Origin of the sequence: Extensimonas soli (assembly GCF_029211265.1) — a bacterium.
Taxonomy (GTDB): domain Bacteria; phylum Pseudomonadota; class Gammaproteobacteria; order Burkholderiales; family Burkholderiaceae_C; genus Extensimonas; species Extensimonas soli.
The window spans coordinates 113,965-136,602 of record NZ_JARGEL010000008.1 but is presented as its reverse complement, the minus strand read 5'-3'; the positions used below and the strand labels follow the sequence as shown (position 1 = coordinate 136,602).

23 protein-coding genes and 1 pseudogene are annotated in these 22,638 nt (G+C 65.0%); 13 read left to right on the top strand and 11 right to left on the bottom strand.

From position 1 onward, the window contains the following. Nucleotides 1-15: 15 nt before the first annotated feature. The 4 genes from PYV55_RS02225 to PYV55_RS02210 all read right to left on the bottom strand — a co-directional run bounded on the left by PYV55_RS02225 (nt 16) and on the right by PYV55_RS02210 (nt 4,815). A complete protein-coding gene (locus PYV55_RS02225; protein ID WP_275848864.1) occupies nt 16-864 on the bottom strand; it encodes an enoyl-CoA hydratase/isomerase family protein in 849 nt (282 codons plus the stop codon). Between the two features lie 226 nt (nt 865-1,090). After that, on the bottom strand, nt 1,091-1,621 hold the full coding sequence (gene ispF / locus PYV55_RS02220; protein ID WP_275848862.1) for a 2-C-methyl-D-erythritol 2,4-cyclodiphosphate synthase: 531 nt from the start codon (nt 1,619-1,621) through the stop codon (nt 1,091-1,093). 52 nt (nt 1,622-1,673) lie between these two features. Continuing rightward, nucleotides 1,674-2,387, bottom strand: a complete 714-nt coding sequence (ispD, locus tag PYV55_RS02215; RefSeq protein WP_275848860.1) for a 2-C-methyl-D-erythritol 4-phosphate cytidylyltransferase — start codon at nt 2,385-2,387, stop codon at nt 1,674-1,676. A 97-nt stretch (nt 2,388-2,484) separates the two neighbouring features. After that, nucleotides 2,485-4,815 carry a xanthine dehydrogenase family protein molybdopterin-binding subunit gene (locus PYV55_RS02210; protein ID WP_275848858.1) on the bottom strand — a complete coding sequence of 777 codons (2,331 nt, stop codon included), beginning with the start codon at nt 4,813-4,815 and terminating at the stop codon, nt 2,485-2,487. 416 nt (nt 4,816-5,231) lie between these two features. Here PYV55_RS02210 and PYV55_RS02205 point away from each other — a divergent pair. The 8 genes and pseudogenes from PYV55_RS02205 to PYV55_RS02170 form a co-directional block, all read left to right on the top strand. Further along, nucleotides 5,232-5,486, top strand: a pseudogene (locus PYV55_RS02205) (ATP-binding protein); the annotation flags it as partial. Nucleotides 5,487-5,582: 96 nt separating this feature from the next. Continuing rightward, the gene (locus PYV55_RS02200) at nt 5,583-5,993 is read left to right on the top strand and encodes a BphX family protein (protein WP_275848856.1); all 411 of its coding nucleotides are present in this window, start codon (nt 5,583-5,585) and stop codon (nt 5,991-5,993) included. A gap of 65 nt (nt 5,994-6,058) precedes the next feature. Beyond that, the gene (locus tag PYV55_RS02195; protein ID WP_275848854.1) at nt 6,059-7,435 is read left to right on the top strand and encodes an aromatic ring-hydroxylating dioxygenase subunit alpha; all 1,377 of its coding nucleotides are present in this window, start codon (nt 6,059-6,061) and stop codon (nt 7,433-7,435) included. A 167-nt stretch (nt 7,436-7,602) separates the two neighbouring features. Further along, nucleotides 7,603-8,184, top strand: a complete 582-nt coding sequence (locus PYV55_RS02190; protein ID WP_275848853.1) for an aromatic-ring-hydroxylating dioxygenase subunit beta — start codon at nt 7,603-7,605, stop codon at nt 8,182-8,184. A 17-nt stretch (nt 8,185-8,201) separates the two neighbouring features. Further along, nucleotides 8,202-8,531, top strand: a complete 330-nt coding sequence (locus PYV55_RS02185; RefSeq protein ID WP_114482035.1) for a non-heme iron oxygenase ferredoxin subunit — start codon at nt 8,202-8,204, stop codon at nt 8,529-8,531. Continuing rightward, entirely contained in the window at nt 8,524-8,646 is a 123-nt protein-coding gene (locus PYV55_RS02180) for a hypothetical protein (protein ID WP_275848851.1), read from the top strand. Before PYV55_RS02185 ends, PYV55_RS02180 begins: the two co-directional genes overlap by 8 nt. A 14-nt stretch (nt 8,647-8,660) precedes the next feature. Then, nucleotides 8,661-9,542, top strand: coding sequence for a VOC family protein (locus PYV55_RS02175; RefSeq protein WP_275848849.1), 882 nt, complete (start codon nt 8,661-8,663; stop codon nt 9,540-9,542). Between the two features lie 63 nt (nt 9,543-9,605). Continuing rightward, entirely contained in the window at nt 9,606-9,761 is a 156-nt protein-coding gene (locus PYV55_RS02170; RefSeq protein ID WP_275848846.1) for a hypothetical protein, read from the top strand. 238 nt (nt 9,762-9,999) lie between these two features. Here PYV55_RS02170 and PYV55_RS02165 read toward each other — a convergent pair whose 3' ends face one another. Continuing rightward, a complete protein-coding gene (locus PYV55_RS02165; RefSeq protein WP_275848845.1) occupies nt 10,000-10,329 on the bottom strand; it encodes a hypothetical protein in 330 nt (109 codons plus the stop codon). Continuing rightward, entirely contained in the window at nt 10,316-10,609 is a 294-nt protein-coding gene (locus PYV55_RS02160; RefSeq protein WP_275848843.1) for a BrnT family toxin, read from the bottom strand. Before PYV55_RS02160 ends, PYV55_RS02165 begins: the two co-directional genes overlap by 14 nt. Before the next feature lie 269 nt (nt 10,610-10,878). On the opposite strand from PYV55_RS02160, the gene mfd reads away from it, so the two are divergent. The 5 genes from mfd to PYV55_RS02135 all read left to right on the top strand — a co-directional run bounded on the left by mfd (nt 10,879) and on the right by PYV55_RS02135 (nt 16,437). Further along, nucleotides 10,879-14,409: a transcription-repair coupling factor gene (gene mfd, locus PYV55_RS02155; RefSeq protein ID WP_275848841.1), complete on the top strand. Its 3,531-nt coding sequence runs from the start codon at nt 10,879-10,881 to the stop codon at nt 14,407-14,409. A gap of 89 nt (nt 14,410-14,498) precedes the next feature. After that, a complete protein-coding gene (locus PYV55_RS16285) occupies nt 14,499-14,897 on the top strand; it encodes an antitoxin (protein ID WP_345803583.1) in 399 nt (132 codons plus the stop codon). After that, a complete protein-coding gene (locus PYV55_RS02145) occupies nt 14,894-15,304 on the top strand; it encodes a type II toxin-antitoxin system VapC family toxin (protein WP_275848839.1) in 411 nt (136 codons plus the stop codon). The genes PYV55_RS16285 and PYV55_RS02145 overlap by 4 nt, the downstream gene beginning before the upstream one ends. A gap of 46 nt (nt 15,305-15,350) precedes the next feature. Continuing rightward, nucleotides 15,351-16,172 (top strand): hypothetical protein, encoded by an 822-nt coding sequence (locus PYV55_RS02140; protein ID WP_275848908.1) that lies wholly within the window; start codon nt 15,351-15,353, stop codon nt 16,170-16,172. 94 nt (nt 16,173-16,266) lie between these two features. Next, nucleotides 16,267-16,437, top strand: coding sequence for a DUF3149 domain-containing protein (locus tag PYV55_RS02135; protein ID WP_275848837.1), 171 nt, complete (start codon nt 16,267-16,269; stop codon nt 16,435-16,437). Nucleotides 16,438-16,467: 30 nt separating this feature from the next. Here the strand turns inward: PYV55_RS02135 and PYV55_RS02130 are convergent, their stop codons facing one another. The 5 genes from PYV55_RS02130 to PYV55_RS02110 form a co-directional block, all read right to left on the bottom strand. Continuing rightward, nucleotides 16,468-17,733: a cystathionine gamma-synthase family protein gene (locus PYV55_RS02130; RefSeq protein ID WP_275848836.1), complete on the bottom strand. Its 1,266-nt coding sequence runs from the start codon at nt 17,731-17,733 to the stop codon at nt 16,468-16,470. Nucleotides 17,734-17,743: 10 nt separating this feature from the next. Further along, a complete protein-coding gene (locus tag PYV55_RS02125) occupies nt 17,744-18,145 on the bottom strand; it encodes a type II toxin-antitoxin system MqsA family antitoxin (RefSeq protein WP_275848834.1) in 402 nt (133 codons plus the stop codon). A gap of 2 nt (nt 18,146-18,147) precedes the next feature. Further along, nucleotides 18,148-18,450 (bottom strand): type II toxin-antitoxin system MqsR family toxin, encoded by a 303-nt coding sequence (locus PYV55_RS02120; protein WP_275848832.1) that lies wholly within the window; start codon nt 18,448-18,450, stop codon nt 18,148-18,150. 55 nt (nt 18,451-18,505) lie between these two features. Further along, the gene (sbcB, locus tag PYV55_RS02115; protein WP_275848830.1) at nt 18,506-19,957 is read right to left on the bottom strand and encodes an exodeoxyribonuclease I; all 1,452 of its coding nucleotides are present in this window, start codon (nt 19,955-19,957) and stop codon (nt 18,506-18,508) included. Nucleotides 19,958-20,059: 102 nt separating this feature from the next. Further along, nucleotides 20,060-22,609, bottom strand: coding sequence for a bifunctional diguanylate cyclase/phosphodiesterase (locus PYV55_RS02110; protein ID WP_275848828.1), 2,550 nt, complete (start codon nt 22,607-22,609; stop codon nt 20,060-20,062). Nucleotides 22,610-22,638: the final 29 nt, after the last annotated feature.

Here is a 22,638-nt window from a genome sequence, read left to right as displayed (position 1 = left end):
TCAAGAGGTTTTTCTTCAGCAGCCGCGGAACACCGGCTTGCGCTTTTCGTTGAAGGCGCGCACGCCTTCGAGGCGATCTTGCGTGTCCACGAGGTGGTTGTAGGCCTCGACTTCGAAGCGGTAGGCGGTGCGCAGTTCCATCTGCGTGCCGTAGCGCACGGATTTTTTCACCTGCCGCACCGCCAGCGGCGCATTGCCCGCGATCACTTCGGCCGTCGCGAGCGCCTGCGCAAGCACCTGTTCGGGCTCGAACAGCTGGTTGACCACGCCCCAGGCCAGCGCCTGCTGCGCGTCGAAGGGGTGGCCCGTCATCAGAATCTCCTTGGCGCGGCGGTCGCCCACGGCGCGCGGCAGGTTTTGCGTGCCGCCCGCGCCGGGCATGATGCCCAGCGTGACTTCGGTGAGCGCAAAGCGCGCGCTCTGGCTCGCGTAGATGAAGTCGCAGCTCAGCGCCATTTCGAGCCCGCCCGCGTAGGCGTGCCCATTCACCGCGGCAATCACAGGCACTGGCAAATCAACCAGCGTCCAGATCGCGCGCTCGAACAATTCATGCTGGCGCTGCCACTGCGCCCTGGTCATGCCGTTGCGCTCCTTGAGGTCTCCGCCCGCGCAAAAAATCTTGCCGCCCGCGCCCGTGAGAACCACGCAGCGCACGGGGCCCGCGTCCTCGGTGAGCCGGCTCCACAGGTCGAACAGGTCGCGCCCCATTTGCGTGTTCATCGCATTGCCCACCTCGGGCCGGGCGAGCGTGACTTGCAGCACATGCGCGCCCACGAGCGCCGTTTGCACCGTGTCGTAGCGCGGCAGCTCGTAGGCGGCGCTGGCGGCGTCGGCAGCGTTGGAAGATGCGGTGTGTTCAGACATGCAAGTCTCCTTTTTCTATTAAACCCAGATTGTCCATGAGGCGGCGCTGCGCGCCTACGCGGGTGCTGGCGGACGTCTGGCGGTCATTTTGGCCGCGGCTTCGGCGTCCATGGCACCAGCCATGGACTTCTCACCCGCGACCAAACTGCCTCGCCAGCCGCCTCGCCATCATCCCGCGTCCTCATGAACAATCTGGGTTAAAACAGTAGCTTTTCAGGCAATACCATCAAGCGTTAGGGCCTGATTTATATATGAGGGCCACGGCGCGCGCCTCGATCGCCGCGCCCTGCCCCACCGGGCCCAGGCGCTCGGCCGTCTTGGCCTTGACGTTGACCTGCTCGGCCGCCACGCCGAGCGCTTGCGCAATGCGCACGCGCATGGCCGCGATGTGCGGCGCCAGGCGCGGCGCCTGCGCGACCACGGTGCTGTCGATATTGCCCACGCACCAGCCGGCCGCCTGCACGCGGCGCGCGGCCTCGACCAGCAGCGCGAGCGAATCGGCGCCGCGGAAGGTGGCGTCGGTATCGGGAAAGTGCCGGCCGATGTCGCCCAGCCCCGCCGCGCCCAAGAGTGCATCGGTGATCGCGTGCAGCAGCACGTCCGCATCCGAATGCCCGAGCAGGCCCATGGAATGGTCGATGCGCACACCGCCAATCACCAGCGCGCGCCCCGGCACCAGCGCGTGCACGTCCCAGCCCTCGCCAATGCGAAACGGTGGTGGAGGAAAAGCGGTGGGGGGCGAATGCGGTGTGCTCATGCCGGGGGTCAGGTGGTCAACAAGCCATCAATAGGGCTATCGAAGGGGGCCATCATAGGCGCTCGCGGCTTTGTAGCACGGCCTCGGCCAGCGCAAAGTCTTCGGGGTATGTGACCTTGAAATTCTGCGCGCTGCCGCGCACCAGCAGGGGCCGGTGGCCCGCCGCCTCCATCGCGCTGGCCTCGTCGGTGATGCCGGCAAAGCCTGTGCCCGCATGCGCCGCCAGTGCCGCCTGCAGCGCACCCAGGCGGAACATCTGCGGCGTCTGCGCGAGCCACTTACCCGTGCGATCGAGCGTCGCGGTTACGCGGCCTGCTGCGTCGGCGCATTTGAGCGTATCGGCCAGCGGCAGCGCGAGCAGGCCGCCCACCGCATCGGGCAGGCAGGCGTCGATCAGCGCGTCGATCAGCGCCGGCGTGACCAGACAGCGCGCCGCATCGTGCACCAGCACCCAGTCGTGCGCGGCGGCCCCCAGCGCCTGCAGCGCAGCAAGACCATTGAAAACGCTCTCCGCGCGCGTGGCACCGCCGCAAGGCGCTATGGCAAAAGAAGCATCGTGCGCCGCGAGCATCTCATCCCCCGGCGCCACCACCACCAGCACCCGCGCGATGCGCGCCACCCCCGCAAACGCCGCGAGCGTATGCCGCACCAGCGGCAGCCCAGCGAGCGGCTGGTACTGCTTGGGCTGCGCCGTCCCCGCACGCGAGCCGCTGCCGGCGCAGGGGAGCAGGGCGAAGCAGCGGGGAACATGGGAAGACGAGGGCATGAGAGTGTCGAAGTCCATTACGAAAAGTGGAACATGCAAAATTCAGATGGTAAGAGGCCCCCAATGTCTGGAAGGAACACTTTGGCCACCGACACCCTCACCCCTGCAACAACTCCCACAAACGCCCCGGCGACAGCGGCATTTGCAGCTTGGGCGCCAAATCGGCGCGGCCATTGCGCGCCAACGCGTCGGCCACGGCGTTGACGATGCAGGGGGTGGCGCCTATGGTGCCGAGTTCGCCCACGCCTTTGACGCCCAGCGGGTTGTTGGTGCAGGGGGTGGATTCGTCCATGGCCGTGATGAATTCGGTGGCGATGTCGTCTGCGCGCGGCGCGGTGTAGTCCATCAGGCTGCCGGTGAGCAGCTGGCCGCTCGCGCCGTCATAGACGATCTGCTCGTGCAGGGCCTGGCCTATGCCTTGCACGGCGCCGCCGTCGAGCTGGCCGCGCACGATCATGGGGTTGACCACGCGGCCCACGTCGTTCATCGAGGCGTAGCGCACCACGGCCACGGCGCCGGTCTGCGGGTCCAGCTCCACCTCGCTGATGTGGCAGCCGTTGGGCCAGCTCGGGCCGCTCACGGTGTAGCTGTGCTCGACGAAGATGTGGCCGTCCGCCTGGCGCGCAGCCAGCTCGAACAGGTCGATCGCGTGGTCGGTGCCGGCGACGTGAAAGCGCCCCGCGGCATAGCGCAGGTCTTCGGGCGCGGCTTCGAGCGCCTGCGCGGCAAGTTTGCGCGCTTCGTCGAGCGTGCGCTCGGCGCCGGTGCGCAGTGCCGAGCCGCCGGTGAAGATCGAGCGCGAGCCCGCGCTGCCAAAGCCGTTGCCGCGGTCGGTGTCGCCCAGCACCACGCGCACGCGCTCGATGGGCACGTCGAACGCATCGACGACGAGCTGCGCGAGCGTGGTGGCGATGCCCTGGCCCATCTGGTTGACGGCGGAAAACACCTCGATGAACCCGTCGCCGTTCAAGTCGCCTTTCACCTCGACGGTGACGCGCTCCTCGAACACGTTGCCGCCCGTCCACTCCAAAAAGGTCGCGATGCCCAGCCCGCGCCACAGGCCGCGCGCCCTGGATGCGGCCGCGCGCGCCTCGAAGCCGGCCCAGTCCGCGAGCGGCAGCGCGCCGTCCAGCACCTGCTCAAAGCGGCCCACATCGTAGGTTTGGCGCATGGGGTTGGTGTAGGGCATTTGCTCGGGGCGGATGAAGTTGCGCCGGCGCAGCTGCAGCCGGTCGATGCCGGTCTGGCGCGCGGCCTCATCCATCAGGCGCTCGATGTTGTAGATGGCCTCGGGTCGGCCCGCGCCGCGGTAGGCGCCGGTGGGCGCCTGGTGGGTGAGCACGGCGCGGAAGTAAAAGTCGATCACCGGCACGTGATAGACGCTGGTCTGCACCCAGGGGCCGATGAGCAAGGGGATGGAGACCCCGCTGGGCTGCGCGTAGGCGCCCACGTTGGCATTCGAGTGCACGCGCAGGCCCAGAATGGCGCCGTCGGCGGCGAGGGCAAGTTCGGCATGGGTTTGCACGTCGCGCCCATGGCCGGAGCTCAAAAATTCTTCGCTGCGCTCGGCCGCCCAGAGCACCGGCCGGCCCGTGGCGCGCGCGGCCAGCGCCACGACCACGTCCTCCGGGTAGGGCGCGCCCTTCATGCCAAAGCCGCCGCCCACGTCGCCCACGCGCACACGCACCTGTTCGGGCGCCACGCCCAGCGCCTTGGCGACGGCAGCGCGCACTGCGGTGGGCATTTGCGAGCTGATCTGCACCTGCATGCGCCCATCTTCAGGCCAGGCGCGCACGGTGCGCGGCTCCAGCGTGAGCGCGGCCAGGCGCTGGTGCGTCAAATCGAGCCGCACCACGTGCGCGGCCTGCGCAAACGCGGCGGCGCAGGCGGCGGCGTCGCCGTGGCGCGCCTCGCAGGCGATGTTGTCGGGCGCGGCGGGCCAGAGCGCGGGGGCGCCTTCGGTCAGCGCTGCGGCAAGGCTGGGGACGACGGGGAGCTCTTCGTATTCAACCCACACGGCCTCGGCGGCATCCTTGGCCTGCTGCACGCTGTCGGCCACCACGGCGGCCACGGCCTCGCCGACGAAGCGCGCGGCCTCGTGCGCGAGCGGCAGACGCGGCGGCGTGGCGCAGGGGCTGCCATCTGCGCGCTGAAACGCCGCGCCCGTGGGCATGGGCGGCACGCCCTCAGCTACGAGCTGCGCACCCGTGAGCACCACGCGCACGCCGGGCATGGCCAGGGCATCGTCGATCTTCACGCCCACGATGCGCGCATGCGCGTAGGGCGAGCGCACGAACACCAGGCAGCCGTCGCCCGGCTGGCGCAAGTCGTCGGTGTAGCGGCCCGCGCCGGTGAGCAGTGCATCGTCTTCGAGCCGGCGCACGGCCTGGCCGCTGCCAAAGCGTTGCGTGGGGGTGTCTGCGCTCATGGGCTGTCTCCTCGTTGGGTGCGGGCGTAGCTGGGATTGCGGCTGACTGTATCGACTTCTGTTGCTGGGGAATCGGGGGCAGAAATCGCCGTCAGACCACGATGGATTCACTGTACCGCAGCGCGTCGATCGACGCCGAGGGGCCGGAGAGTTCGTCAAGGCAGGGGCCGGACTGCAAACCACCCTGAGCGCGCCCGATTTGCAGCCGAGATCGAGTCGCCTGCGCACGTGTGAGCGCCCAGGCGCTGGCGACAGTCCTCTGGCAGGAAGTGGTGCGTTTGGGCTGCGTGGTTTTTAGTTATCAAATTGGCATATAGCTCCCGTCCATCGGTCGCAAGTAGCTATTGAATAAGAAGCAATTTGACACCCATGCAGCAGCGACATCGGCTTGCGCCATCAATTGGACCGACCCCAATGTCTGCGTGCGCTACGAGCACAAGAGGATCGCCATCACTGCCAACGCGCCGTTCTCTGAATGGACTCGGGTGTTTCCGGACAAGGCCATGACGGTGGCAGCCGTCGATCGCCTGGTTCATCACGCCACCGTCCTGGAGGTGAATGTGGAGAGTTACCGCCGCCTGACTGCACCGCTCAGGAGAGTTGACGCCGGACAGTGCAAGTCCACTGCGCAACTCCACCATGAAGCGCGCATGTGCCAAGTCTTGATTTAGAACAAAGCCAAGATGACTCATTGATCTCATGATTCTCAGCAATTGAACAAATGTTCAGAAGATTTTCCGCCGTCGATCATCACCGCTGGAGCACGCATGAAGCAAGGACGCATCTTTCTGTGGGCGCTGGGTCTTTTTTACCTGGCGAACCTGCTGGGCACGCAGCCGTTTGCTTCGGCCTCGCTGTTCAGCCAGATGTACCCAGGCTTCGTGCCTGACGCAGCCACGCCCGGCTTTCGGTTGCTCAGTGACGCCTGGGCCGTCGTGGGTCTGCAGCTGGGTGCCATCGGCATCGTGGCCTTGTGGGGTGCGCGCGATCCGCTGCGCTACCTGGCAGTGTTCGACGTCGTCATTGCCACCGAGGTGGTCGATGCCCTGTGGGATTTTTACAGCATCACCTGGAGCCACCTGGCCACGGCATTCGGGTTGACGACTTTGGTGATCCACCCTGTGTGGATCGTTTGGGCGCTGTACGCCAGGCGTGCAGTGTTGAAGGCAGCCCGGTGAGTGCGTGCATGCGCCGGGTTTTTTAGTGTTGGTGTTTTAGGTATTTTTTAAGGAGACCATCCATCATGGGAATACATTCGGAACGCGAAGTGCAAGCTGCGCCGATGCCATCCAAGCGTCGCTGGGCGGACGAGGCCATCCGCGCCTTGGCCAATCAAGACCAGGGCCTGATCGACCCGCGCATCTACACCGACCAGGAACTGTACGAGCTCGAACTCGAGCGCATCTTTGCGCGCTCCTGGCTGCTGCTCGGGCATGAAGCCCACATCCCCAAGACCGGGGACTACCTGACCACCTACATGGGCGAAGACCCTGTGGTCATGGTGCGGCAAAAGGACGGAAGCATCAAAGTCTTCCTGAACCAGTGCCGCCACCGTGGCATGCGCATTTGCCGCTCCGATGAGGGCAATGCCAAGTCCTTCACCTGCACCTACCACGGCTGGGCATACGACATTGCCGGCACCCTGGTCAACGTACCCTACGAAAAAGAGGCTTTCTACGACAAGAAGGAAGGCGATTGCGGCTTCGACAAGGCCGACTGGGGTCCGCTGCAGGCGCGCGTGGAAACCTACAAGGGCCTGATCTTCGCGAACTGGGACGCGCAAGCCCCCGACCTCAAGACCTACCTGAGCGACGCCATGCCCTACATGGACACGATGCTCGACCGCACCGAAGCCGGCACCACCGTCGTCGGCGGCATGCAGAAGTGGATCATCCCCTGCAACTGGAAGTTCGCCGCCGAGCAATTCTGCAGCGACATGTACCACGCCGGTACGATGTCGCACGTGTCGGGCGTTTTGGCCGGTCTGCCGCCCGAGATGGACCTATCGCAGGTGCAATTGCCCACAACTGGCAATCAGTTCCGTGCAGCCTGGGGTGGGCATGGCTCGGGCTGGTTTATCAACGATCCCTCCATCTTGATGGCCGTCATGGGTCCCAAGGTCACGCAATACTGGACCCAGGGACCCGCTGCCGAGAAGGCCGCCAAACGCCTGAACCAAATGCCGACGCAAACCATGTTCGGCCAGCACCTGACAGTGTTTCCGACCTGCTCGTTCCTGCCGGGCATCAACACCATCCGCAGCTGGCACCCGCGCGGTCCGAATGAAGTGGAAGTGTGGGCCTTCGTGGTCGTCGATGCCGACGCGCCCGAGGACATCAAGGAAGAGTTCCGCCGCCAGAACATCCGCACCTTCAATGCTGGCGGCACCTTCGAGCAGGACGACGGCGAGAACTGGGTCGAAATCCAGCGCGTGCTGCGCGGCCACAAGGCCAAGAGCGCTCCCTTGTGCGCACAAATGGGCCTGAACGTGCCCAACAAGAACAACCCGGACTTCCCCGGCAAGACGGGCTACGTCTATGGTGAAGAAGCCGCGCGGGGCTTTTACCACCACTGGTCGCGCATGATGTCCGAGCCGAACTGGGAGACCCTCAAGCCCTGAGCCCCAAGGCTTCGAGACCAACCCTCAGCCTTTTCACGCTGTTTGCCTCCTGAGCAAACAGCATTCATTCGATTCCCCGCAGGCGCTCGCGCCCCAGGCATCCACCATCCACTTCGCGTGGCTGCCTAGGAGGGCGTCTGCACCCCGATCCATTCAAGGAGATTGGTATGACCGCTGTCGCCATGGCCCAAAAAACGGCCGAATTGATCCAGGAATTTGCCTGGCCCGCCCAGCCCGTGAGCGCGCAACTGCAACACGAAGTCGAGCAGTTTTACTACCGCGAAGCCCAGTTGCTGGACCACCACAACTTCAACGCCTGGTTCGACCTGCTCGAGCAGGACATTCACTACTGGATGCCTATCCGCACCACGCGCATCAAGCGTGAAAGCGACCAGGAATACCTCCCGGCAAACGGCAACGCCCACTTTGACGAAAACCATGAGACCATGCGCGGCCGCATCCGCCAGCGCACCTCTGAGTTGAACTGGGCCGAAGACCCGCAATCGCGCACCCGGCACATCATCTCGAACGTGATCGTGCGCGAGACCGACACGCCCGGTACGCTCGAAGTGGCCTCGGCCTTCCTGGTCTATCGCAACCGGCTTGAGCGGCAAGTCGACATTTTTGCAGGCGAACGCCGCGACGTGCTGCGCCGCGCCAACAATGGCCTGGGCTTCAAGATCGCCCGCCGCACCATCCTGCTCGACCAGAGCACGATTCTGGCCAACAACCTCAGCGTGTTTTTCTGAGCGGAGGAACCAGCACGATGGCGTTTACCAAAGCCTGCAGCGTGGACGACGTTCCGCCCGGAGAAGCCTTGCAAGTCAGCCATGACGCGCAAAAGGTGGCGATCTTCAATGTCGATGGGGAGTTTTTTGCCACGCAGGACCAGTGCACCCACGGAGAGTGGTCACTGTCCGAAGGTGGCTACCTCGACGGCGATGTCGTGGAATGCTCACTGCACATGGGAAAGTTTTGTGTGCGCACAGGCAAGGTCAAGTCGCCCCCGCCCTGCGAGCCCTTGAAGGTTTACCCGATTCGCATCGAAGGGCGGGACGTGCTGGTCGATTTTTCTGCAGCCGCGCTGCATGCCTGAAACCCAAGCGAGAACGACTGGCGCGTTGCTCAACCACGATGGTGGCATGGGCGTGCGCGGCTTTTTCGAGGCTGTCGGGGGCAAGGATCTGCCGCAAAAACTGCGGCTTTCATAACCAAGGAGAAGACAATGAGTATTGAACGTTTGGGCTACCTCGGCTTTGCCGTCAAAGACGTAACCGCCTGGGACCACTTTTTGACCAAAAACGTGGGTTTGATGGCTGCAGGCACCGCTGGCGACGCTGCGCTCTACCGTGTCGATCAGCGTGCCTGGCGTATCGCCGTGCACCCCGGTGAGCTCGACGACCTGGCCTACGCAGGCATGGAAGTGGATAACGCCGCTGCGCTCGAGCGCATGGCCGACAAGCTGCGCCAGGCGGGCGTGGCCTTTACCCGCGGCGACGAGGCCCTGGCGCAGCAGCGCAATGTCATGGGCCTGCTGTGCCTTGAAGACCCGTTCGGCCTGCCACTCGAGATTTACTACGGCCCGGCAGAAATCTTTCAGGAGCCTCTTCTGCCAGGCGCCCCCGTATCGGGCTTCGTCACGGACGACCAGGGGATGGGGCATTTCCTGCGTGCCGTTCCCGATCCTGCCAAGGCGTTGGCTTTCTACACCGAGGTGCTTGGCATGGCGCTGTCGGACATCATCGACATCCAGATTGGGCCGCAGACGTGCGTGCGTGCGCACTTCCTGCACTGCAATGGCCGCCACCACACCATCGCCATCGCCGCCTTTCCTGTCCCGAAGCGCATCCACCACTTCATGCTGCAAGCCCGCACCATCGATGACGTGGGCCATGCCTTCGATCGCCTGGACGCGGCCGGGTGCATCACCTCCCTGCTCGGGCGCCACACCAACGACCATACGATCTCCTTCTATGCCGACACGCCGTCGCCCATGATCGAGCTTGAGTTCGGCTGGGGATCGCGCACGGTGGATCCCTCCTGGACGGTGGTGCGCCACAACCGCACGGCCCAGTGGGGTCACAAGTCGGTACGCGGCCAGCGCTGAAGCGCGCTTTTCATCAATTGGAATCTGCCCCCCATTGCTGCGGGCCTAGGAGCCTGTCGGACTTTGGGCGTCGAAAGCGAGAATGCGCCCCAGCGAGGCCAGTTTTTGCCGGATTCGCCGCCCCATAGCGGCACTATGGGGCAAGAAGACGGTAAAAAATGGGTCGCTGCGGCGCATTCGCAGCCGACGATTCCAAAGTCCGACAGGCTCCTAGTGTAGTGTTCGACGCACTCTGCGACATAAAACAGCGTCTTTTCGGCCTGGGCCGCGTTGCAAATCCTCGCGATACCACCCGGTATCGCTGCGGTTTGCGCCTTGCTCAGACCAAAAATCCATCGATTTTATTTGTCGCATCAAGCATCAAACACTACACTAGATCGTGCCACCCCGCGTCAGCGCCCAGGCGCTGACTGCGGTCGCCGGATAGACCGTGGGGCGTCTTTGCCAAGGCGATGGATTAGCGGTCCGATGTAGCGCGACGTTTTGCCGCAGGCTTGCGAGTTGTACTCGTGATGGGGCCCAAGCGATCTGCAAGGCGCCCCGTGACGTACTTGTGCAGAACGCTAGCAATGAGTGTTTGGTACGGCACCCCTTCTTCCAGGGCCTTGACCTGAATATCGTGCAGATCACCAGAGGAAAGTCGGATATTGACCCGGCGATCCTTGATGGCGGTAGCGCGCGCTGCGGCCTTGAACTTGGCAAGTTCAGCCTTCGTTGCAACAGACTTCAGCTGGCCTTTCTCGAAGGCGCTCAGCACGTCGAGTTCATTGTCATCAATTTTCGGCATCTGGTTCACCTTGATTCAGATAGTCCCGAGTAGCCTTGCGGCTAGGGATCACAGTCTTGAGGAAGAAGTAATCTTCCTCCTCGACGAACGGCACCAAGTAGACGTAGTTGTCGCACGAGACGACAAGAACGCGCTGCCTTGGATATTTCGACTGGTTCGGATGGGCCAGGATGTCCAGCAGCCCGCCTGACTCGATGGCGACCACGATGCTCTCAAACGAAATGCCCCGCTCAGACGTGAGCGTTTCATTCTTCTCGGCGTTCCAGCGAAATGGTTTCATGGGGCCATTTTACGATGGTGTGTGCCTATTGTCACCGCTTACTCGACGCCCAACGTCCCAGATGCGAGCGCCCAGCAAGCGCAAGCAGCTATTGATACTGCAGCAAATCGGCACTCTTTGGCCCCAGGCAGTCCGGCCAGCATCGCATCTCCCACCTGGTCTGCAAACGGCCCCGCTCTAAAATTGCACCCCACAACTCCCCACACCCCCGCCCTCTCCGGTCGGGGGTTTTCGTCGTTTGTGCCTTTTGCTTTTTGCTTCCAGCGCCCATGGACTTGCCCAAACTCACCCCCGGTAAACGCTTCACCCTGCCGCGCCCCGTGGGCAGCGCCGATGCGCTCTTGCTCGCGCAGCTCGCGGCGCGCGAAAAATCTGGCCGGCGGCTCACGGCCATCGTCACGGCCGACGCGAGCGACGCACAGCGCCTGATCGACGAGGTGGCGTTTTTTGCGCCCGACCTGCGCATTGCGCTGTTTCCCGACTGGGAGACGCTGCCCTACGACAGCTTTTCGCCGCACCAGGACTTGATCAGCGAGCGCCTTGCGACGCTGTGGCGCATCAGCCAGAAAGACCAGGACACGGGCGCCGACGTGGTGCTGGTGCCGGCCACGACGGCGCTGTACCGGCTCGCGCCGCCGTCGTTTCTGGCGGCCTACACCTTTCATTTCAAGACGGGGCAAAAACTCGACGAGGCCAGGCTCAAGGCACAGCTCACGCTGGCCGGCTACAGCCACGTCACGCAGGTGGTGAGCCCGGGCGAATACGCGGTGCGCGGCGGCTTGATCGACCTGTTTCCGATGGGCGCGCCCATGCCCTACCGCATCGACCTGTTCGATGACGAGATCGACAGCATCCGCGCCTTCGACCCCGACAGCCAGCGCAGCCTCTACCCCGTGCCCGAGGTGCGCCTGCTGCCGGGGCGCGAATTCCCTATGGACGAGGAAGCGCGCACACGCTTTCGACGCCGCTGGCGCGAGCTGATCGAGGGCGACCCGACCAAGAGCCGCATCTACAAGGACATGGGCAACGGCGTGGCCACGGCGGGCATAGAGTATTACCTGCCGCTGTTTTTCGACGACACGGCCACGGTGTTCGACTATCTGGGCGCGCAGGCCACCGTGGTGCTGCACGGCGACGTGCAGGCCGCGTTCGCGCAGTTCTGGCAGGACACGCGCGAGCGCCACCGCCTGGTGCAGGGCGACCCCGAACACCCCGTGCTGCCGCCCGAAGCGCTGTTTTTGAGCGCCGAGCAGTTCTACACCCGCGCCAACGCCCATGCGCAACTGGCGCTGCGGGCCGCCGCAGGTGCTGGCGCAGCGGGCGGCGATACGCCCGAAGGCATGGTGTCGGCCGAGAGCGCAGCCTCGGCCTACGCCGAATTCGCCACCCTGCCCGACCTCACCGTGGTGCGCGGCGCCGACGAGCCGCTCACACGCCTGCAGGCGCACGTGCAGCGCACGCCGCAGCGCGTGCTGCTGCTGGCCGAAAGCGCAGGGCGGCGCGAGAGCCTGCTGGACTTTCTGCGCGCAAGCGGCGTCAGCCCGCCAGCGTTCGACTCGCTCGCCGAATTCCAGGCCGCGGACGAAAAAATCGGCATCGCCACGGCAGCGCTGGGCAACGGCTTTTCGTGGCCCGAAGGCGGCATCGACTTCGTCACCGAAACCGAGCTCTTTGCCACCGGCGCCGCCACGCGCCGGCGCAAACGCCAGGAGCAGACCAGCGACGTCGATGCGCTGATCAAAGACCTCTCCGAGCTCAACGTGGGCGACCCCGTGGTGCACAGCGCGCACGGCATTGGCCGCTACCGCGGGCTCGTGCACATGGACCTGGGCGAGAAAAACCCCGACGGCAGCCCCGCGACGCAGGAGTTCTTGCACCTCGAATACGCCGACAAGGCCGCGCTCTACGTGCCTGTGAGCCAGCTGCAGCTCATCAGCCGCTACACCGGTGTGAGTGCCGACGAAGCCCCGCTGCATAAGCTGGGCAGCGGCCAGTGGGACAAGGCCAAACGCAAGGCCGCCGAACAGGTGCGCGACGCCGCGGCCGAACTGCTCAACATCTACGCACGCCGCGCCGCGCGCCAGGGCTACGCCTTTCGCTTCCACGCGCAGGACTACGAGATTTTTGCCAACGACTTCGGCTTTGAAGAAACCGCCGACCAAAAGGCCGCGATCCACGCCGTGGTCCAGGACATGATCAGCCCGCGCCCCATGGACCGGCTGGTGTGCGGCGACGTGGGCTTTGGCAAGACCGAAGTCGCCCTGCGCGCGGCTTTCGTGGCCGTGACGGGTGGCAAGCAGGTGGCCTTCCTCGCGCCCACCACGCTGCTGGCCGAGCAGCATTACCAGACGCTGGTCGACCGCTTTGCCAAGTGGCCCGTGAAGGTGGCCGAGGTGTCGCGCTTTCGCTCCACCAAAGAGGTGACGGCCACGCTCAAAGGGCTGGCCGAGGGCACGGTGGACATCGTCGTGGGCACGCACAAGCTGCTCAGCGCATCGGTGCACTTCAAGGACCTGGGCCTGCTCATCATCGACGAGGAGCACCGCTTTGGCGTGCGCCACAAAGAGGCCATGAAGCAGCTGCGCGCCGAAGTCGATGTGCTCACGCTCACGGCCACGCCCATCCCGCGCACGCTGGGCATGGCGCTCGAGGGCCTGCGCGACCTTTCGGTGATTGCTACCGCGCCGCAGCGGCGCCTGGCCATCAAGACCTTCGTGCGCAGCGAGAGCACGGGCGTGATCCGCGAGGCCGTGCTGCGCGAATTGAAGCGCGGCGGGCAGGTGTACTTTTTGCACAACGAGGTCGAGACCATCGAAAACCGGCGCCAGAAGCTGCAGGAGATATTGCCCGAGGCGCGCATCGCCGTGGCCCACGGCCAGATGCCCGAGCGCGAGCTCGAGCGCGTGATGCGCGACTTCGTGGCGCAGCGCTACAACCTGCTGCTGTGCTCGACCATCATCGAAACCGGCATCGACGTGCCCACGGCGAACACCATTCTCATCAGCCGCGCCGACAAGTTCGGTCTGGCGCAGCTGCACCAGCTGCGCGGGCGCGTGGGCCGCAGCCACCACCAGGCCTACGCCTACCTCATGGTGCCCGACCTCGAAGGGCTGACCAAACAGGCACAGCAGCGGCTCGAAGCCATCCAGCAGATGGAAGAACTCGGCAGCGGCTTTTACCTGGCCATGCACGACCTCGAAATCCGCGGCGCGGGCGAGCTGCTGGGCGAAAATCAGAGCGGCAACATGCTCGAAGTGGGCTTTCAGCTCTACAACGAAATGCTCAGCGAGGCCGTGCGCTCGCTCAAGGCCGGCAAGGAGCCCGACCTGCTCGCACCGCTGTCGGCCACCACCGACATCAACCTGCACGCCCCCGCCCTGCTGCCCGACGACTACTGCGGCGACGTGCACCTGCGCCTGTCGTTCTACAAAAAACTCGCCACCGCGCAAAGCGACGAGCAGATCGACCGCCTGCTCGAAGAGATCGTCGATCGCTTCGGCAAGCTGCCGCCGCCCACGCAAACCCTGATCGACGTGCACCGCCTGCGCGTGCTCGGCAGCCGCTACGGCGTCACCAAGGTCGATGCCGCGCCCGGCGTGATTCACATCAGCTTCAAGCCCCAGCCGCCCATAGACCCTATGGCGATCATCGGGCTGATCCAGAAAAACAAGCACATCAAGCTCGCCGGCAACGAAAAGCTGCGCATCGAACGCGCCCTGCCCGACCCCAAGGCGCGTGCACAGCTGGTGCGCGACGTGCTGCGCAGCCTGGGCCAGCCGCTCGCAGCCGTGGCGGCGTGAGGGCGTGGAGGGGCGCGAGGGCGTGCCCATGGGCCAAGACATATGCCGCGGCATAGGCTACACTGACCCCTCACCCAAAGGAGGCGCCCATGCACCACGTCGCCGAATCCACCGCGGTTTACCGCCTGCAGCCCGAGGCGGCCCAAGCCCCCTCTGCTGCGCCCACCGCGGCCCCTGCCGCGCCGGCCGCTGCTGCCGATGCCAGCGCCGATACCGACACCGCAAAAGTCCGCCGTGTGCGCCTGTTTCGCAACGGCGCGAACCAGGCCGTGCGCATTCCCAAGGAGTTCGAGCTGCCCGGCAAAGCGGCGCTGATGCGCCGAGAGGGCAACCGCCTCATCATCGAGGCTGCGCCCGAGCAGCCGCAAAAAGGCACCGTAGCAGCGCTGGCCGCGGCGCTGGCCGCCATGAAAGACTGGGAGCCCGTAGCAGAGCCCTTTCCCGATGTGGACGAGGGATTGCTGCCGCTAGACGACATCCAGCTATGAGTACCCTGCTGCTCGATACGAACATCCTCTCCGACATGATGCGCAACCTGCAGGGCCCTGCGGCCATGCGCGCCATGGCCTACAGCCACGCCCATGGTGCCGAGGCGTTGTGCATCAGTGTTATCGTGCAATGCGAACTGGAATACGGCCTGCGGCGCAAACCGAATCGTCGTCTGCAGGCCGCCTATGAAAACATTCTGGAAACACTGACGGTGCTGCCCATAGAAGCCCGCATCAGCCCGGTCTATGCGCAACTGCGCACCGCGCTCGACGGCCAAGGCACCCCCATGGGCGCGAACGACCTGCTGATCGCCGCGCAGGCGCTCGCCATCGGCGCCACCGTGGTCAGCGCCGACGCCGCTTTTGCGCGCGTACCGGGCTTGCAGGTGAGCAACTGGCTGGCTTGACGCGGCTTTCTTGGCATTGACCTCACCGCGTTTGTTTTCCGACTCCATGCTGCTCGAAGCCACCCTCGTGACCCTTGCCGTGCTCGTAGCGCTGTGGCTCGCGCCGTGGCGCATGCTCGTGTGGCCCGCTGGCGCCGGGCGTGAGCGCACGCTCTCGCCGCTCATCTCGCCGCTGCTCGCGACGCTCGTGCTGCTGCCCTGGGTCTGGGCGCTGCCCACCTTGCACGCCATGCCGCTGCAACTGCAGTGGTCGGGCGCCTGCCTGGTGGTGCTGATGCTGGGCTGGCCGCTCGCCGTGCTGACGCTCGTGGCGGTGGGCGTGCTCGCGTGCTGGTTTTCGCCCGCCATGGGCTGGGCGCAGGCGCTGGGCACCATCGCCTGGCTCGGCGTGGTGCCGGCCACCTTTGCGCTGCTGCTCGGTGCGCTGATACGGCGCTACCTAGGAGCCTGTCGGACTTTGGGCGTCGAAAGCGAGAATGCGCCCCAGCGTGACCAGTTTTTGCCGGATTCGCCGCCCCATAGTGGTGCTATGGGGCAAGAAGACGGTAAAAAATGGGTCGCTGCGGCGCATTCACAGCCGACGATTCCAAAGTCCGACAGGCTCCTGGGCGCATGGATCTTCGTCTATGTGCTCGGCCGCGCGTTCCTCGGCACGGTGCTGTGCGTGTTCGTCTCGGCCATGCTCGCCCAATGGAGCGGCCACACGCTGCCCGGTGTCGATGAGGGCCTGTCGCTCGTCGGGCACTGGCTCATGGCCTGGGGCGACGGCTTCATCACCGGCATGTTCGCGGCGATTTTCGTTGCCTTCAAGCCCGAATGGCTCGCCACCTGGTCAGACAAGCTGTACCTGCATCCGCCACCGCGCTGAAGCGCACTCCAATCATGCTCGTTTCTGACGCAGGTCAACCCACCCCAAGGTCTGCCGCGCGATAGTGAAACTTCCGTGTTCCAAGGAGGGCTTCATGAAACTGCTGAACGACCTTTTTTCCACCGACTATGGCCTGATGAGCATCATCGGCATCCTGTTCATGATTGGCATGGGCGTTTTCTTCGTGCGCTTGTTCCTCGGCAAAATGGACGAAAGCGCACGCAATGCGAAGGGTTCAGGCTCGGCCATAAAACACCAGCACTGAGTCCGTTCCCCGCCGTATTCGCTCAACTTTTCACTGCGCCAGAGCCTGCTCGAAGTCGGCGCGCAGGTCTTCGAGTTCTTCGAGCCCGACCGACAGGCGGATCATGCCGTCCGCAATGCCCATGGCCGCGCGCACTGCGGTGCCAGCCTCCCAGAAAATGGTGTGCGCCACGGGGATGATGAGCGTGCGCGTGTCGCCCAGGCCCGTGGCCTTGATGGGCAGGCGCAGGCGGTTGCACAGCGGCAGGCACTGCGCAGCGTCGCGCAGCTCGAACGAAAGCAGCCACGCGCCGGCCTTGAAATGCCGCTGCGCGCGCGCATGCTGCGGGTGCGATGGCAGGCCCGGGTAGTGCACGCGCGCGATGGCTGGGTGCTGCTGCAGCCACTGCGCGAGCGCGAGCGCCGTCGCGCTGCTGCGCTCCATGCGCAGCGCGAGCGTCTCGGCGCCGAGCGCGATCTGGTGCGCGGCGTAGGCCGACAGCGCCGCGCCCATGTCGCGCAAGCCCTTTTTGCGCACCTGCTGCAGGCCCCAGCCCTTGGGGTTGCCCTTGCGGTACGCGGCAAAGATGTTGGGGTAGCGGCTCCAGTCGAACAGCCCCGTGTCTATGACCGCACCGCCCAGCGCATCGCCCTGCCCCGCTATGCTTTTCGATAACGAATGGACGACCAGCCCGGCGCCCACCGTGGCGGGCCGAAACAGGTAGGGCGAGGCCACGGTGTTGTCCACCACGTAGAGCAGCCCGCGTTCGGCGCACAACGCGCCTATGCCTTCGAGGTCGGGGATTTGCGTGCCGGGATTGGCGATGGTTTCGACGAACACCATGCGCGTGTTCGGGCGCAGCGCGGCGGCCACCTGGGCCACGTCGCGCACATCGACCACGCTGACTTCCACGCCCAGATCGGCGAGCGTGCCGAGCACACTGTTGGTGTTGCCGAACACGAACTGGCTCGCCACGAGGTGGTCGCCCGCCTTGAGCAGCGTGAGAAACACCGCGCAAATCGCCGCCATGCCCGTGGCAAAACTCACACAGCCCTGCCCTTGCTCCATTTGCGTGAGCATGGATTCAAGCGCCGCCGTGGTCGGCGTGCCCTGGCGCGCGTAGTTGAAGCCACCCTTCGCCGTGCCCTGGAACACGGCGATCAGGTCTTCCACACGCTCGAAACCGTACTGCACCGAGGTGTGCAGCGGCTGGTGGATCGCCCCATGCTCGGCACCGCCCCAGCGGTCGGCGTGCACGATGCGGGTGGTGAAATGGGGTGTGGGGGCTGGGGTGGGGTCTGGGATGGGATGATTCATGAAAGGTTTTTCAGGTGGCTCTGACTTCATCGAGCAGTTCGGGATGGAGATCGAGCAATTTGAGCAGTTTAACCAAGGCCAAAGGCGGCTTTGTCCTCCCATTTTCGTAGCGCGAAAACGCATTCACGCCACCACCGAACAGTTCGGCAGCCTGCCGCTGATCGAGATCGAGCTTGCGGCGTACCTTGGCGATGTAGTCTGGATCGACGTAAGCGGCATTCACCTGCCGTTGGAACAGCCCCAGCAATTCGCTGTAGCGATCACCGTGCTCACGGCTCAAGACAACTTCACCGCAAGCGGGGCAGAAATCGCCCGTCACCGCAGGAATCGCGGTGGTTTCGCCCTTGTAGGTGTAGGGCATGTCGCGCGTGTCGTGAATCAGTTCCGCCGCGCCGCAGCATGGACATTTCATGGTCATAGCTCCTTGAAAGAAACGATCAACACATCGTCGATGACCGTCAGCTTCAGGTACACCTCATCGCTGTTTGCCGTCGTGGCGTGGTACACGTCCTGCCACACCGTGTGATCGGCATGGGTCGTCATGCTCTTGTAGAAATCTGCGGGCGTGAGTGCCAAGACAACGGCGCACATCCCAGTCAAATCATTGATACCCAGCTCACGTGCTCCCTGGTAGGCGCTGGCCGTGGCCTTGACCTTGCCAGCCTCTATCAAGGCCTTGACGACGGACAATTTGCAGTGCGGAATACGTTTTTCCACGTTCGGATTTTAACCTTTTTGGTTAATTTATCGATGGGGGGTTGACGACACAAAGTCACTGCTCGGGCACGATCTGCTCAGCCCAGTCGTACAAAGCCCCAAGGATCTCCTCGCCGCGCGCGTCGGCGGTTTCCGACAAAGTGTCGATCGCGCTGAAGAATTGCTCCACGGTGCGCGCACCACCGGCGCCGCCTATTCCTCCCAACAGGCGCGCAGCGCGGTGCGCATCCCAGCGCTGCAGCTCGGCGGGCGTGAGCGTTTCGGGGAAGTTGCGCGCACGGTAGCGCCACACGAGCTCGGGCAGGCGCGGATCGTCGAAGCGCGGGTGCGCCGCAGCCAGTTGCGCGCCGTCCATGTGGCGCAGCTGTTCCAGGCGGCGCCGGTCGGCCGTGCCGACGAAACCGCCGTACAAGTCCTGCTCCACATCGGGCGCGGGCTCGGCGGGGCGCGCGAACACTTCGGGCCAGATCGCGCTCATGTCGGGCAGCGCGCGTGCGTGCTGCGCATGGGCCAGCGCCTGCGCCAGGTCCATGCCCCAGCGCTCGGCGAGTTCGGGCCGCAGCGTTTTGAGGTTGCCGACCACCATGGGCGACTTGTTCAGGTGCACGGTCTTGATCGGCAGGCGCGCGACGCCTTCAGGCAACGCGTCGGCGCGGGTAAAAAGGCGCGTGCGGATCGCCTCTGCGTTCAGTTCGGCCAGCTCGCGCGGATCGTGCGCCAGGTCCCAGGCGATGAGCTCGTTTTTGTTCACGGGGTGGCTCGCGAGCGGCCACATGACGGCCAGGCAGCCGCGCTCGGCCGGAAACATGCCCGAGACATGCAAAAAGGGCCGCGCCGTGGCCGGACTCAGCGGCAGACCCAACTCGGCCAGCACGCGCTCTTTTTTGTGCAGACCCAGGCAGAAGTCGAACAGGCGCGGCTGGTGCGCACGCACGAGGCGCGCGAGCGCGATCGTCGCGCGCACGTCCGAGAGCGCGTCGTGCGCGGCCTCGTGCGCGAGGCCGTTGGCCTGCGTGAGGTGTTCGAGCCGAAAGCTCGCCTGCCCTTCGCCGTTGCGCGGCCACACTATGCCCTCGGGCCGCAGCGCGTAGGCCATGCGCACCACGTCGAGCAAGTCCCAGCGCCCGCACTGGTTCTGCCACTCGCGCGCATAGGGGTCGATGAGGTTGCGCCAGAACAAAAAGCGCGTGACCTCATCGTCGAAGCGGATGCTGTTGTAGCCCACGCCTATGGTGCCGGGCTGCGCGAGCTCGCCCTCGATGCGCGCGGCAAACTGGTACTCGCGCAGACCGCGCTCCTGGCACTGCTGCGGCGTGATGCCGGTGATCAGGCAGGCCTGCGGATCGGGCAGGTAGTCATTCGTGGGCTGGCAATACCACATCAGCGGGGCGCCGATTTCGTTGAGCTCGGCGTCGGTACGCAGCGCCGCGAACTGCGCGGGCCGGTCGCGCCGCGGGTCGGCGCCGAAGGTTTCGTAGTCGTGCCAGAGGAAGCTGTGGGGAGACATGCGAGAGGGCCCGTGCAAAGCTGCGCCGGCGGGCGCACAAAAATCAGACGTTTTTGCCACTTTACGCAGTATCCACGTGCGTAAGCAGCTATCTTTTCAATATTACAAGTCGATCAGCACCTGGCCGCTCGCCTGGCGCGCCAGCAAGGCCTCGAACTCGGCCTGCGGCAGCGGGCGGGCAAGCAGATAGCCTTGCGCCATGTCGCAGCCCAGCCTGCGCAAGGCCGCGAGCTGCGCGGGCGTCTCCACGCCTTCGGCAATGGTTTGCAATCCCAGGCCCGCAGCCACGTCGATGATGGCGCGCACCACGGAAAGACCGCGCGGCGCTTCGAGGTGGCTCACGAAGGAATAATCGATCTTGAGACGGTGCACCTGCAAACGCTGCAGGTAGCTGAACGAGGAATAGCCGGTGCCAAAGTCGTCCAGCGACAGCTGCACCCCCGCGGCCGCCAGTTGCTGCACGATGGCAATGGCTTTCTCGGGCTCCTGCATGGCGATGCTCTCGGTGAGCTCGAGCTCCAGCGCCTGTGCCGGCACCCCGGCGTGCGCGAGCGCCTGCTGCACTACGGCGAGCAGGTCGGGCTGGCGGAACTGCATGAGCGAGAGGTTGACCGCCAGCGTCAGCTCCGCATGGCCCGCGTCGCGCCAGCGGCGCAATTGCGCGAGCGCCGTGTCGAGCACCCATTGCCCGATCGCGATGATCTGCCCGCTGGCCTCGGCCACGGGGATGAACTCGGCCGGGCTCACCCGGCCCAGTTCGGGGTGCGTCCAGCGCAGCAGCGCCTCGGCCCCCACCAGGCGCCCGTCCTGCAGGCGCCACTGCGGCTGAAAGTGCAGCGACAGCTGCCCTTGCGCAATGGCCGTGCGCAAGGCATTTTCGATGCGCAGCACGTGCGCCGACGCGGTCTGCATTTCGGGCGAGAAAAAACAGTAGTGGTCGCGCCCCAGCGCCTTGGCCTTGTCCATGGCCGCCTCGGCATGCTGCATCAGGGCTTGCATGTCCTGCCCATCTTCGGGATACACGGCAATGCCGATAGACGAGGTGACCACGAGCGCCTGCCCTGCAATCTGGCTGGGTTTGCGCAGCTCGGCCAGCAGCGCTTCGGCCCGTTGCGCGGCCTGCTGCGCATTCGTCAGCGGCAGCGCCACGAAAAATTCGTCCCCGCCGTAGCGTGCCACGGTGTCTTCGGGCCGCATCTGCGCCTGCAGGCGCCGTGCGATGTCTATCAGCAGGGCGTCGCCCGCTTCAGTGCCAAGCGAATCGTTCACGGTCTTGAACCGATCGAGGTCCACGTGCAGCAGGGCCAGATGTGCATGGCTGCGCTGCGACAGTGCCAACGCCTGAATGAGGCGCGACGAAAACATCTTGCGATTGGGCAGGCCCGTAAGCGCATCGAAATTCGCCAGCTGCCGGATGCGATCTTCATTGCGCCGGCGCTCTTCCAGCGCCTGCACGCGCGCCGTGATGTCGCGTGAAAGCACCACGAAGCGCGGCTCCCCCAATTCATCCGTCTGCGCCCGCGCTGCCGAAAGTTCGAACCAGTGCTCGCCGTCGGCCAGCTCGAGCGTGAACTGCTGCCCCTGGCTGCGTCCACTGGCATAGGCCTCGTCCAAGGCGGCATGCACTGCCGCCGCAGCCGGTGGCGGCAGCACCTCACCCACCTTGCGTTCCAGTATTTTGCTGGCGGGCGCAGCCAGTAATTCCTCACGCTGCCGCGGGACGCGCAAATAGCGTCCATCGCGGGTGAGCTCGAACAGCATGTCAGGCACGGCATCGAGCACGGCCTGAAGGCTTTTCTCCGACTGCGCGAGTGCCCGGTACGGCGCCTCTATGGTGCCCTGGAAAATCGCGCGGTAGAGATACAAATACCCCAGCACCTTGTAGACATGCCCGAGCAGATTGAACTGGTCGGTGGCGCGCACGTAGCGCGTGAAAAACACCTCACCCAGGGCCATGATGCCCACGGCGGTAAAGAGCGCGGGCGCATCGAAGGCCGTGGGCCCGCGCATGCGCCACAACAACATGCCCAGCGTAAACAGGTGCAGCGCCACGACGCCATACTCGGCCGCAATCTTGAAGTCCGTGAGCCCCGCCGGCGGCACGTACACCAGTGGTAAGGCGCCCGCGAAGAAAATCACCAGCACGTGCACCAGGGCCACGCCTGTGAGCACCAGGGCCAGCAAACCCCAGCGCTCCCTTTTTGGCATGGCCCCCGGCTGCAGCGTGCGCCAGGGAACGAGTATGGCCAACAGCAACACCAACGCCGCCAGGTAGCGCGCCGGCAGCCAGAACAAGATCCCTTTGGCCACCGAATTGGGCGAGACGAAATCGGGCATGCCCTGGTACGAAAGCGTGTGCGCCGCGTCCAGCAACGCCACACCCAGGAACCCACTGGCGAGCAGCAGCACATTGCGCTGGGTGTTCATGCGGCAGGCGTTCCAGCCCACCGCGAACACCAGCGCAGCGATCACGATGGCCAGCCCTTCGAGCAGCGAGTGCAGCACCAGGTGCTGCGGCAACTGCCTCAGCGTCGGCGCGGACAAATACCACAGTGCCAGCAACCACACCAACGCCAGCGCAGCCAGAACCACCAGCGCGCGGTGCAAGCCCTTGCGATGTTGGGAGTGAAGTTTCCAGGTGGGAAAAGGCATTTCTGAAGGGCGCTGCCAGAACAGGAGCA